At 32.2% G+C, this 12,114-nt stretch carries 15 protein-coding genes, 3 tRNA genes and 1 riboswitch; of the genes, 7 read left to right on the forward strand and 11 right to left on the reverse strand.

From position 1 onward, the window contains the following. The first annotated feature begins 2 nt into the window (after positions 1–2). From topA to BQ4446_RS04575, 3 genes are read left to right on the forward strand one after another with little or no spacing between them, the layout of a single operon-like run. Positions 3–2,087, forward strand: a complete 2,085-nt coding sequence (topA, locus tag BQ4446_RS04565) for a type I DNA topoisomerase (protein ID WP_071027027.1) — start codon at positions 3–5, stop codon at positions 2,085–2,087. Next, positions 2,080–3,528, forward strand: coding sequence for a GspE/PulE family protein (locus BQ4446_RS04570; RefSeq protein ID WP_071027029.1), 1,449 nt, complete (start codon positions 2,080–2,082; stop codon positions 3,526–3,528). Before topA ends, BQ4446_RS04570 begins: the two co-directional genes overlap by 8 nt. Beyond that, positions 3,525–4,694, forward strand: a complete 1,170-nt coding sequence (locus BQ4446_RS04575; protein WP_071027031.1) for a type II secretion system F family protein — start codon at positions 3,525–3,527, stop codon at positions 4,692–4,694. Before BQ4446_RS04570 ends, BQ4446_RS04575 begins: the two co-directional genes overlap by 4 nt. Positions 4,695–4,756: 62 nt before the next feature. Here BQ4446_RS04575 and BQ4446_RS08575 read toward each other — a convergent pair whose 3' ends face one another. The 8 genes from BQ4446_RS08575 to BQ4446_RS08865 form a co-directional block, all read right to left on the reverse strand. After that, a complete protein-coding gene (locus tag BQ4446_RS08575) occupies positions 4,757–5,131 on the reverse strand; it encodes a hypothetical protein (RefSeq protein ID WP_245149666.1) in 375 nt (124 codons plus the stop codon). Between the two features lie 76 nt (positions 5,132–5,207). Further along, entirely contained in the window at positions 5,208–5,360 is a 153-nt protein-coding gene (locus BQ4446_RS08580; protein ID WP_245149667.1) for a hypothetical protein, read from the reverse strand. Between the two features lie 60 nt (positions 5,361–5,420). Next, a complete protein-coding gene (locus BQ4446_RS08585) occupies positions 5,421–5,663 on the reverse strand; it encodes a hypothetical protein (protein ID WP_245149668.1) in 243 nt (80 codons plus the stop codon). A gap of 36 nt (positions 5,664–5,699) precedes the next feature. Beyond that, positions 5,700–6,080 (reverse strand): zinc-binding metallopeptidase family protein, encoded by a 381-nt coding sequence (locus BQ4446_RS08590; RefSeq protein WP_245149669.1) that lies wholly within the window; start codon positions 6,078–6,080, stop codon positions 5,700–5,702. 144 nt (positions 6,081–6,224) lie between these two features. After that, positions 6,225–7,145: a glutaminase A gene (gene glsA, locus BQ4446_RS04585; RefSeq protein ID WP_071027033.1), complete on the reverse strand. Its 921-nt coding sequence runs from the start codon at positions 7,143–7,145 to the stop codon at positions 6,225–6,227. An 8-nt stretch (positions 7,146–7,153) separates the two neighbouring features. Further along, positions 7,154–7,771, reverse strand: coding sequence for a hypothetical protein (locus tag BQ4446_RS04590; RefSeq protein WP_071027035.1), 618 nt, complete (start codon positions 7,769–7,771; stop codon positions 7,154–7,156). Then, positions 7,768–8,052: a DUF5058 family protein gene (locus BQ4446_RS08860; protein ID WP_245149670.1), complete on the reverse strand. Its 285-nt coding sequence runs from the start codon at positions 8,050–8,052 to the stop codon at positions 7,768–7,770. Before BQ4446_RS08860 ends, BQ4446_RS04590 begins: the two co-directional genes overlap by 4 nt. Next, a complete protein-coding gene (locus BQ4446_RS08865; protein WP_245149671.1) occupies positions 8,033–8,491 on the reverse strand; it encodes a DUF5058 family protein in 459 nt (152 codons plus the stop codon). Before BQ4446_RS08865 ends, BQ4446_RS08860 begins: the two co-directional genes overlap by 20 nt. Before the next feature lie 180 nt (positions 8,492–8,671). On the opposite strand from BQ4446_RS08865, the gene BQ4446_RS08255 reads away from it, so the two are divergent. The 4 genes from BQ4446_RS08255 to BQ4446_RS08480 all read left to right on the forward strand — a co-directional run bounded on the left by BQ4446_RS08255 (position 8,672) and on the right by BQ4446_RS08480 (position 10,944). Next, a complete protein-coding gene (locus BQ4446_RS08255) occupies positions 8,672–8,881 on the forward strand; it encodes a LemA family protein (RefSeq protein WP_135100585.1) in 210 nt (69 codons plus the stop codon). Then, the gene (locus tag BQ4446_RS04600; protein WP_071027037.1) at positions 8,815–9,240 is read left to right on the forward strand and encodes a LemA family protein; all 426 of its coding nucleotides are present in this window, start codon (positions 8,815–8,817) and stop codon (positions 9,238–9,240) included. The genes BQ4446_RS08255 and BQ4446_RS04600 overlap by 67 nt, the downstream gene beginning before the upstream one ends. Further along, the gene (locus tag BQ4446_RS04605) at positions 9,230–10,627 is read left to right on the forward strand and encodes a DUF2207 domain-containing protein (RefSeq protein ID WP_071027039.1); all 1,398 of its coding nucleotides are present in this window, start codon (positions 9,230–9,232) and stop codon (positions 10,625–10,627) included. Before BQ4446_RS04600 ends, BQ4446_RS04605 begins: the two co-directional genes overlap by 11 nt. A 98-nt stretch (positions 10,628–10,725) precedes the next feature. Then, positions 10,726–10,944 carry a hypothetical protein gene (locus BQ4446_RS08480; protein WP_245149672.1) on the forward strand — a complete coding sequence of 73 codons (219 nt, stop codon included), beginning with the start codon at positions 10,726–10,728 and terminating at the stop codon, positions 10,942–10,944. Positions 10,945–11,396: 452 nt separating this feature from the next. On the opposite strand, the gene BQ4446_RS04620 is transcribed toward BQ4446_RS08480, so the two are convergent. From BQ4446_RS04620 to BQ4446_RS04630, 3 genes are all read right to left on the reverse strand, one after another. Further along, positions 11,397–11,472: transfer RNA gene (locus tag BQ4446_RS04620), tRNA-Phe, on the reverse strand. A gap of 30 nt (positions 11,473–11,502) precedes the next feature. Further along, positions 11,503–11,579, reverse strand: a tRNA-Ile gene (locus BQ4446_RS04625). Positions 11,580–11,586: 7 nt separating this feature from the next. Further along, a tRNA-Ser gene (locus tag BQ4446_RS04630) sits at positions 11,587–11,678 on the reverse strand. A 296-nt stretch (positions 11,679–11,974) separates the two neighbouring features. Beyond that, positions 11,975–12,087: riboswitch (FMN riboswitch) on the forward strand. Positions 12,088–12,114: the final 27 nt, after the last annotated feature.

Genomic DNA, 12,114 nt, shown 5'->3' on the forward strand with positions numbered 1-12,114 from the left:
TTTTGGCGAAAAATCTTGTTATTGTGGAATCACCAACAAAGGCAAAGACAATAAAAAAAATACTGGGTGCAAATTATAAGGTTGTGGCTTCAGTTGGTCATATTAGAGATCTGCCAAAGAGTAAACTTGGCATAGATATAGAAAATAATTTTGAACCCCAATATATAAATATTAGAGGAAAGGGCACCTTAATTAAAGAATTGAAAAAAGAAGCAAAAAATCACGACGAGGTTTTTTTGGCAACTGACCCTGATAGGGAAGGAGAAGCAATTTCTTGGCATCTTAGTCATATTTTAGACCTTGATCCCAAGGATAAAAATAGGGTTACATTTAATGAAATTACTAAGGATACTGTTAAAAGAGAAATAAAAAATCCAAGGTCAATTGATATGGACTTAGTGGATGCTCAGCAGGCAAGGCGTGAACTTGATAGAATTGCTGGCTATAAAATTTCGCCCCTTCTTTGGAAAAAGGTTAAGTCTGGTCTTTCTGCCGGCAGAGTTCAATCTGCAGTTTTAAAAATAATTTGCGACAGGGAAGAGAAAATTAATAGTTTTGTGCCAGAAGAATACTGGACTTTAGATGCCCACCTTACCTTTAAAAGAAAATCTTTAAAGGCAAGCTTTTACGGCGAATATGAAAATAAAAAATTAAAAAAAATTGACTTAAAAAATGAAAAAGAAACTGATCAAATTATTAAAAAGCTGGATAAGGAAAATTTTATAGTTAATAAGCTTCAAAAGGGTTCAAGAAAAAGGCTTGCTCCAAATCCTTTTACAACTTCAACTATGCAGCAAGAGGCTTCAAGAAGAATTAATTTTCCCATAAGAAAGACTATGCAAGTTGCTCAGTCCCTTTATGAAGGAGTGGATATTCCAGGTGAAGGTCTTCAAGGTTTAATAACCTATATGAGAACTGACTCAACAAGAATTTCTGAAGAAGCACAGGCAGCTGCCTTTTCTTACATTGAAAAAAATTATGGAAAAAATTATATTGGCAAGGGGAGAAAATATGCCAAAAAGGGTGAAAATGTTCAGGATGCCCATGAATGTATTAGGCCTACAAATGTTTTTAGAAGTCCTTATTCCATAAAAGAATCCTTGAGCAGGGATGAATTTAAGCTTTACGAATTAATTTGGAAGAGATTTCTTGCTTCGTTAATGAAAGAAGCTTCATTTTTAACAAGCACAGTTGATATTATTTCCAATAAAGAAATTTTTAAACTTAATGGATCTCAGCTTGCGTTTGATGGATTTTTAAGGATTTATGAATATGACTTAAAAAAAGATGAAATAATTCCAGACTTAGCAGAGGGTGACAAATTAAAATTAAAAGACCTTGAAAAAAATCAGCACTTTACTCAGCCGCCAGCAAGGTATAATGAAGCATCTCTAATAAAAACTTTAGAAAAACTTGGCATAGGAAGACCTTCAACCTACTCTCCAACTATTTCAACTCTTTTGTCCAGATATTATGTTGTTATTGAGGATAAAAAACTTCTTCCAACGGATTTGGGACTGACAGTTAATGATATCCTAGCCGATAATTTTAAAAATCTTGTGGATAGAAAATTTACGGCAAAGATGGAAACAGAACTTGATAAAATTGCTTCTGGAGATTTGGAATGGAAAAATCTTGTTAGGGATTTTTATGAAGACTTGAAAAAAGACCTTGACAAGGCCTATGAAAATATAGAAAAAGTTGAAATTGAAGATCCTATAACTGATGTTATTTGTGAAAAATGTGGAAGAAATATGGTTATTAAAAGGGGAAGGTTTGGAAAATTTTTGGCATGTCCTGGCTTTCCTGAATGTAGAAATACAAAGCCTTATATTGAAAAAATTGGCATAAAATGCCCTGACTGTAAGGATGGAGATATTATTATAAAAATGTCTAAAAAGGGCAGAAAATTTTTCGGATGTTCCAAGTATCCAGAGTGTAAATTTGTTTCTTGGAACAAGCCAACGGGAGAAAAGTGTCCAAATTGTGGAGAAGCACTAGTAGAAATACAAAATAAAAAGGGAAATACTATAAAATGTTCAAATCCCAACTGTTCTTATTCAAAATTAGAGGGAAAAAATGAATAATCTAAGCAGTGATTTAAAAAATACCCTAAACAAAAAATTTTGCAGGAAAAATTTAATAGTTCCTATCTTTGAAGAGAAGACAAAGATCATTATATATGCCAAAAGAGAGGATTCAATTTTGGCATATAATTTATCTGAAATGCTGGGTAAAAATATTGAAATTCTTGTTAAGGATGAAGAAACAATCCTTAAGGAAATAGATAAGCTCTTTGAAGAAAATGAAGACCCGGAAATTGTAAAAGAAATTAATAGAATCTTTAAGAATAAAAAAGAAGAATTTAATTTTGATGACGATAGCAAAGATTCGCCCGTTGTCAAAGTTTTAAATTATATTTTAGATGAGGCCATAAGTAAAAATGCCTCAGATATACATATTGAGCATTTAAAAGATTATATTTTAATAAGATATAGAATTGATGGAAGTCTTCTAGAAATGGTAAAGTTCCCAACAGTTTTGTATCCCTATTTAATAACTAGAATAAAAGTTTTATCAAGACTTGATATAGCTGAAAAAAGGCTACCCCAAGATGGAAGATTTTCCTATTTCTTTAGGGGAAGAAATATTGATATAAGAGTTGCCTTAAGCCCAACATCCTACGGCGAAAAAGTTGTCTTTAGAATTTTAGATGTAAATAGGGTGGACTATACGCCAGAGGGAATTGGACTTAGTGGAGAAAATTATAAAAAAGTTTTGACCCTAATAAATCAGCCTCAAGGCCTAATTTTAATAACAGGGCCAACATCTAGCGGCAAAACTTCAACCTTATACACTTTGTTAAAATTTATAGCCAGCAGCCAAATAAATATAATGACCATAGAAGATCCAATTGAATATAAAATGGAGGGCATAAATCAAATTGAAGTAAATGAAAATACGGGGCTTTCTTTTGAACTAGGCCTTAAATCAATTTTGAGAATGGACCCAGATAAGATTATGATTGGGGAAATTAGAAATAGGGAAACTGCCCATATTGCAATTTCTGCTTCCATAACGGGCCATCAAGTTTTTTCAACAATTCATACAGAAAATTCGCCAGCAGTTGTTGGAAGACTTGTTGACATGGGTATAGAACCCTATTTAGTTTCTGCTGGCCTTTTGGGAGTTATTTCTCAAAGATTAATAAAAAAACTCTGTCCCATTTGCAAGGAAAAATATATTTCAAAAGACCCAATTTTAAAAGGCAAAGAAATTTATAAACATTGCGGCTGCCCTAGATGCAATGGTGGCTATTTAGGCAGAAAGGCGGTTTTTGAAATTATGATTGTAGATGAAAAGATGAAGGAAATGATTGCAGGAAAAGAATCACTAGCAAAAATTAAGACCTACGCAATTTCAGAGGGTATGAAGACTCTATCCCACGAAATAAAAAAATTAATTGAAAATGGGGAGACTTCTCTCGATGAATATTATAGAAATATTAATACCATAGGTGAAATATGAATTTTAATTACAAGGCCTTAAAAGATGATAAGGTAGTTAAGGGAGTTATTAGTGCTAATACAAAAAAAGATGCTATTAGTAAATTAAAAACCAGAGGTTTTAGACCAATTTCTCTTGAAGAAAATATCCAAAAAAATAATGCCTTTAGTTTTAGAAAAAAATTTTCAAATGTTGACCTATATTTTTTCTTTAATCAGCTGGAACTAATGCTAAAGACGGGAATCACCCTTGATGGAGCCCTAAAAATTTCTGCAGAAACCTTTAAGGGACAAAAAAGAGAGGTCATTTTAAAAATTATAGAGGACTTAAATAGGGGTATATCTTTTGAAGAAGCTCTAAAGTCATCAGGCTATTTTCCAAATTTTGCTGTAAATCTAGTGGAGGCAGGAGAAAATTCTGCAAATCTTGAGGGAGTTTTTGGAAATCTTTCAGTTTATTATAGGAAGATGAATGAATTTAAGAAAAAAATTTTGGGGGCAACTTCTTATCCTTGCCTATTAATAATTGTGTCCATAATTTTAGTAAATTTTTTAATGTTAAATGTAATTCCAACTTTTGCAGACATTTATGAGGATTCACAGGCAATTCTCCCGATTTTTACAAGAATGTTAATTTCTATTTCAGCCTTTTTAAGAGCCAATTTTGTTTTGCTGGCAATAATTTTTTTAAGTTTACTTTTAATTCTTATATTTTATTTTTCCAAAAACAAAAGAGCCTACGAAAAAATTCTTTTAAGAATAAATTATTATAGGAGAGTTTATACATTAAAATTCATCTTTAGCATTTATACTCTTCTGTCATCAGGGCTTACAATAGATAGGTCCATGGAAATTATAGGAACTATGGAAGATAACAGCCTTATAAAAGAAAAATTATATAGGGTTCTAACTGATCTAAGGGCAGGGGAGTCCTACTATATAGGTCTTAGAAATACAAATATATTTCCCAAACTTTTTATTTCTATGGTAAGAATTGGTGAAGAATCTTCAAATTTTGAAGAAGTATTTAAAAATTTTAGGGACTATTATGAAAAGGATATGGACACTTATAACCAAAGATTTGTAGATATTTTAGGGCCAGTCCTAATAATAATTCTTTCCCTAATAATTGGATTTATAGTTTTGGCAATAGCTATGCCAATTTTTGATATGGTAAATAGAATATAAAAAGCAAAAAACCATCATTTAAAAAGTAATAAATGATGGTTTCTTTTAATTAATTTTAAATATTAATACTTATCTTTTCTTAAGACCATAGGAATTCGTCCGTCAGGTATTGGCGAAACAAATTTTGGGCCTCTTCTTTTTATTAATTCTTCCCAAGCTTCTTCTATAAGTTCAGGTTTTTCTAAAAATTTATTTGCTGCATTTGCTAATACATCAGATGCTTTAAGCATTCCCTTAAAGGCATAGGAGGCTTTTCCTTGAGCAACTTCTTGCCATGAGTGGACTGAAGTTCCAATGGCATAGCATGCAACAATTATTTGTGAAGTTGGTATGACATTTGAAACATCTCCCACGTCTGAAGAACTCATTGTAACAGAAGATGAATGAGTGTATTCCAAAATTTTGTCATATAAAATATGGTCCTTTAAATATTTCATTTTATCTTCCTTAATTTAATCACTTACAAATTGCAGGCTCATTTCGCTTAGGAGATTTTCATCGGGTAGTATTTCCCTAAAAATTTTTTGCATATTGAAGTTCTTCTTCATTATGAATTACTGGTTCTTCTTCCCTAAAGGCTTCGTATAAAACTTTTTCTATAACTTCGTTGGGGACAATATTTGAACAGGCTTTGTCAAAAATTATTTCTGCCTTTGTTTCAATCATAAGAGCAGCAACTTCAACAATTTTTTCAAATCTTTCATATAATTTATCAAGGCCCTTAATTTAAGGCGATCTTAAAAGATAAAGTCCTTCTGCAAAGGCTTGAACAACATTTGGTGATTTGCCTCCAGTATCTGTAATTGCATAGTGAAGTCTTTCATCAGATTTTATATGTTCCCTTAAAAAATTTAGACCTACATTTAAAAGTTCAAGACCGTCTAAGGCTGATCTGCCAAGTTCTGGACTGAAGGCAGCGTGAGATCCCTGACCATAAAATCTAATATAGACCTGCTTATTTGCCTGCATTGATCCAGTTAAAATTGCATTGCCATTAAAGGGATGTCAAGTAAGCGCAATGTCGGCATCATCAAAAACTCGAGTTTTTGCCATAAAGGCCTTTCCTGATCCCCCTTCTTCGCCAGGGTAGCTAGAATAAATTACCTTTGCATCTAAATTGTTTTCTTCAATATAGTCTTTTAATTGAAAGGCAGCCCCAATTGAAGCAGTCCCAAGCATATGGTGACCACATCCATGACTGCAAGCTCCCTTTTCAACTTCCTTTCTTTCAAGTTTATCGGCTTCTTGTGAAAGACCTGATAGGGCATCAAATTCACCTAAAAATCCAATGGCGGGTTTTCCTTTGCCATAAACCGCTTTAAATGCAGTGGGAATATGGGCAAGACCTGATTCAATTTCAAATTCGTGTTTTTCTAAAAGTTCCATTTGGGCCTTTGAAGATTTATATTCCTTAAATTTAATTTCAGCAAAGGACCAAATTTTTTTTGCAAGTTCAATTAATTCTTCATCATATTTTCTTTACAATTTAAAACATCCTTTTAACAATAAAGCGGGCTAAAAAGCCCACGATTAATATATACTTAAATTTAATTTTTCTGACAAATATTTTAAGACTTTCATGGGAGCAAGGGGATTTCCAAGCTCATCAAGACCTGGTGAATAAGCTGCGATTCCAAGCCCCTTATTTGTCGTTGCGATAAGGCCGCCTCCTACTCCTGATTTTGCAGGAAGTCCAACATCCATGGCAAATTCGCCAGCAAAATTATAAGTGCCGCAAGTTGCCATTAAAACCCTAAGCTTTTGGGCATTTTTTTCTGAAACAATTTGCTCTCCCTTATAATTTTTTCCTCCTCTTGAAAGAATGGAGGCAAATTTTGCAAGTTCTCTTGTGTTTATCATAAGAGAGCAGGCCTTACAATAAATTAAAAGTAGGTCATAGGCTGAAATGTCATTTCCTATAATCTTATTTTTTTTCAAAGTATAGGTCATGGCAAAATTGCTATCGGCAACTGCCATAGAAGTTTCAACAAGGGACTTAGAATAATTTATATCAGGACTTTCCATTAGAGTCCTTGTCCTTTCTATAATTTTTTCTACAGTTTTATCAGCAAATTTTTTAAATAGAAGATAGGAAGTCACAATTGCCCCAGCATTTATAAAGGGGTTAATGGGTTTTTTATCTTCTCCCATTTCAAGGTCAAGTAGGCTGTTATAAGCTTTTGATGATGGTTTTATTCCAACATATTTTAAAATTTCGTCATAATCATAATTTTCAAGGGCCATTAAATATAAAATTACTTTTACAATAGACATAATGGCAAATTTTTCATTAACCTCTCCTTCTTCATGAATTTTTCCATTTTCATCTACAATAGCAAGGCCAAGTTTATTTATATTTGCCTTGGTAAGATCTGGCAAATAGTCAACTAATTTTCCATTTTTTGTAAATTGTTTTCCATATTCATAGGCTTCTTTAATTATCTTATCCATAAGCTCACCTAATTTTTCTTAACCATTTTTAAAATTCCGACTCTATATAATAAATAGGAAACAAGAATTGAAACTAAAAGCATAACAAGCATTGAATAGCCTTTTTTTCCAGCTAAGGGACTTATTAAAAATATAAATCCAAAAATCAGAATTAAATCAATGATAGCCACAAGTGGTTTTCTCTTAACTTTATAAGAGTCTGCTTTTGTACCTATAAAGGCTGAAATGCCCATTGAGCCATAAAGAGCGGGAAGAATGTAATTTGTCGCAGTAATTACATTTTCATTTTTTAGTAGAGGAGTTAAAGGTACAAGTAAAACAACGCCAATAGCAACAACAATAATTATAACCATCCCTGAAATAGTATTAGCTATCATTCCCATAACATCAGCTTCTTCTGTTCCATTTTGTGCTTCAACTGTTTTTATAGCATTTAAATAGCAGGGGAATTTTATATTCATAACATTTCCGAGAATTGAATTTAAATAGCAGCTTGTTCCAGCAATGGGAATCATAGAAAGCTGTTCAGATATTGTTATGGGCAAAAATAAGGCGAGCATTTGACCGGCAACAGCTGCAATAATGCTATATCTATAGTTTTTTTCTATATAAGTACTTAAGTTCATAAAATCACCATCCTAAATTTACAAATATAACTGCGGCAATCATCCCTATTACATGGCAAACTCATTACAAAATCGTCCATCCACTTCCAATTTAATTTTTTTGACAAATAAGAACATAAGATGGTAAAAATTGCTGAAATTATTAAAGTTCCAGCGTGAACTTTTGATTTTACAAATTGCACAGGAACAAAAACGCTCATCATGCCAACAACTAAAACTGAAAGGGCAAGGTCTATTATTGGAGTATCTTCAGAGCCAGCCTTAACAACACTTGTGTGCATTTTTAAGGGCTAAAATATTAAAGACCATTCCACCCATAATAGCAATAGACATGACAAATAAAATTTCACCGATTACATCAGGAGTTCCTGCCTTCAAAAAATTATCAAGGGACTCGTAGCCAGCTCCTTTTACTGCAAGGTCAGCTGCCATAAGTTCGTAGGGGAGTGATCCCACAACAGAAAGTTTAAACCAAGGCCAAGGCACACCTAAAATTGGAGATAGGGTTATTAAACCGATAATAATTGAAATTGAAGGGACAATGGAAAAGATTAGAGAAGATCTTACAACGGATTTGATTTTGTCATTTTCAATCCCAAGCTCTTTGGCTCTTTTGACGGCTCTTCTAAAGAAAAATACACAAATTGAAAAAATGAAGAGAAGACCCCAAATAACTAAAATATAGAGGAGCTTACTACTTAAAACATCCATTATTCCCATATTCTTCACCTCGTTTAATAAATTATAAAAAAATATATGAAAACATTTTTTATTATTTATATTATAGAGTAAAAAAATAATTTTAGGACAAATAAAGTTTATAATTAATTAAATTTTATAAACACATGTAAAAATAAAAGTATTTAGGTATAAAAAAATATAAATAAATGGAGGATCAAAATGAAAAAAATATTTCTATTAATTATAGGACCAGTTTTACTTTTAATTGACCTATATTTTATTTTTACTCAGAGAAAATTAGTTTCTTTAAGAGAAAGGGTCAGCAATTCACTTTCACAAATTTCTGTGCAAATTAAGTCCCGTTGGGATGTCCTTATGGAAATTGCAATGCCGTTTCATCTTATTCAGCTTATGAATCAAAGACCTTAAAGAATATAATTGAAAAAAGATCTATAAAAATAAGTGGTCCTTTAGAAGCAGATAGGGAAGAAAAGGCACTAAATTCTGCTTTAAAAAATGTTTTCGCCCTTGCAGAATCTTATCCCGACTTAAAATCAGAGGGTCTATTTCAAAATGACATCAGCTCAATAAATGACTATGAAAACAAAGTAAGGATGTCACGAATGGTTTATAACGACACTGTAACGAGATATAATGAACTTGTAAAATTTTTCCCATCAAGCCTTATAGCAGGAATTTTAAACTATAAGCCCCTTGAATATTTTGACCAAAATGTGACTCTTGAAATGCCACATTTAGATTTTGGAAGAGCTAAAGATGAAAAATAAATTAAAAAAACTATCCTTATTTTTACTTATTTTATTTATATTTTCCATTGTAAATGTCTTTGGAAAGACGGAGATTAAAAAAATTTCCATTGATGCAAAAATTAATGATGACGGCTCCCTTGACATAACAGAAGTTTGGCAGGCAAATTCTGATAACGGAACAGAATTTTATATACCCAAGCAAAATATGAGGGATATGACTATAGAAAATTTCAAGGTATCTGATGAAAATGGTCCCTATAAAGAAATGAAGCCATGGGACGTGGACAAAACTTTAGAAGAAAAGTCTGGAAAATTTGGTATAAACGAAAGTGGAAGCGGGCCGGAACTTTGTTTTGGTAAATCTGAATACAATAAGGATAAGACATACACCTTAACTTACAAGATGACAAATGCCGTCCAAGCCTTTTCAGATTATGACGGTTTTAATATTAGATTTGTAAATGATAAAATGGATCCTGCCTCAAATGATATTTTCATAAAAATATACAGAGACGGGACAGAACTTTCTGATAAAAATGCTGGGATTTGGGCCTTTGGTTTTAAAGGGTCTATAAATTTTTTAGGGGGACAAATAATAGGATCAAATTCTGAAAAATTCTTTAGCAGAAATAATTTGACAGTACTTTTAAGGCTTGATAAGGGAATAATAAATCCTATTTCTAGCGGCAGTGGAACTTTTGAAAAAATGAGAGAAATGGCCTTTGAAGGCTCATCTTATGATAATTCAAAAAGTGATGGGCTTTTAGGATTTTTAAGAAATTTAAAGGGCTCAAGCCCCCTATTAATAGTTGCAGTTTTATTTACACCCCTTGTTTGCATCCTAATATTTCTCTTTTTATTTGTAACATTAATAAGCATGCTAACAAGTTCTCAATATAGGTCACTTAAAAAGCTAGATTATAAAAGGGAAATTCCTCAAAATGGAAGTCTACTTTTAAATCACTTTTTCCATCTCTTCCATAGAAAGAATGCCATAACTGGTTTAAATATTTCCTATTTAATTTCAGCCGATTTTTTAAAGTGGATGAAAGATGATGCAGTTCTTTTTGAAGCGGGAGATGAAAATGGAAAAGGAAGAGCAAAAGAAGACAAGATGATTTTTGTTTCAGAACCCAAATATGATTGCGTTTTTGAAGAAAAGCTATTTAAATTTTTAAAAGATGTATCAAAAGATGACGTTTTAGATGAAAGAGATTTTAACTATTCCTTTAGAAGAAGGTATAGCATATACAAAAATATGATGGAAGCATTTGATAAGGAAATGATAAGGACGACCAAGGAAATGGGCTTTGCTACTGGAAGTAAAGAAAAGATGTCAAAAATTAAATTGACTGATAAGGGAAAGAAAGCCAGAGATGAAAGTTTATCTTTTAAAAATATTTAAAGGATTTTATTCTTATTGATGAAAAATATCCAAAGGAAGTTGAACTTTGGTATGATTATTTAATAATGGCAGCCCTATTTGGCTTAGGCGATCAAGTTATGGATGAAATTAAGGATATAAACCCTGCTTACCACTTTACAAATACTGATAATTATTCATCCACCTATATGGCCTACAGCATTTCAGATAATTTTGCCTCAAGAATTTCAACTGCCATGGGCGGCTCTTCATCCTCATCCTCGTCAGGAGGTGGAGGCTCATTATCCTTTGGCGGCGGAGGATTTTCCGGTGGAGGATCTGGAGGCGGAAGCAGATAGGAAAAAATTTTTAGGAGATGAAAAAATGAATGCTAACAAAGATAAAAAAATATATATATGTATCTGATGCATACTTGAGTGTTTTATCTATTATTTATTTAATTTGTATAGACTATATAACAATAAAATACCTTAATTCTAGTCCTAAAGGTTTTATATTTTTTTATATAATCTTTTTTGTGCATACAATATATTTTAAAGAATACTACAAAGATATTCCAAGCGAATCCCTAGCCTTAGGCTTTGTATGCTTAATTATATTTATGTTAATTAGATTTAATATTAACTTTTTTGACGTGATTTCAAATGGAACAGGATATGGATTAGTTGATATATCATATATTTTTATTTTTATAAGTGCAGTATCTTTTATAGATGACCTATATAATATTTATAAAGATAAGAAGCGAAAAAATATAGAATAAAAAATAGCTCCTTAAAAAGGAGCTTTTTGGTGCCCAGAGCCGGAATCGAACCAGCGACACGAGGATTTTCAGTCCTCTGCTCTACCGACTGAGCTATCTGGGCAAATAAATCGAACTTAAATTTTAAATTAAATGGTGGGCCTTCGGGGACTTGAACCCAGGACCTACCGGTTATGAGCCGGGCGCTCTAACCAACTGAGCTAAAGGCCCTCACCATTGGCGGAGAAAGAGGGATTTGAACCCTCGCGCCCCTAATCGGGACCTACTCCCTTAGCAGGGGAGCCTCTTCAGCCTCTTGAGTATTTCTCCACTTAAATATCATCAAGTTGACTACTTTCTCTATTTTACTAGAGGTTTTTCATAATGTCAATATTTTTTTACAAAAACTAGGGGACTTTTTTCTCAAATTTTAAAATCTCCAAATTTTATAAAAGCATTAAAGAGAAATAAAACAATTAAGAGCTAAAATAAGCATTAGTTTATTATTATGTTTTAAATTTTCCTGACGAAGAATTTTTTATAGGAAATAAAAAATAAATAAAAAATTACATATTGACATTAATTATTAGAGTGATATTATAAATATAGTAAATGAATATATATTATTTGATTTTCGGGGCGGGGCGAAATTCCCCACCGGCGGTAAAAGTCCGCGAGCTTAGGCTGAATTGGTGTAATTCCAATACCGACAGTATAGTCTGGATGAGAGAAGGTTATTTTTTTAGTTTTAATTTAGGGCCCTTTG

Source organism: Peptoniphilus raoultii (genome assembly GCF_900099555.1).
Classification (GTDB): Bacteria; Bacillota; Clostridia; order Tissierellales; family Peptoniphilaceae; genus Peptoniphilus_A; species Peptoniphilus_A raoultii.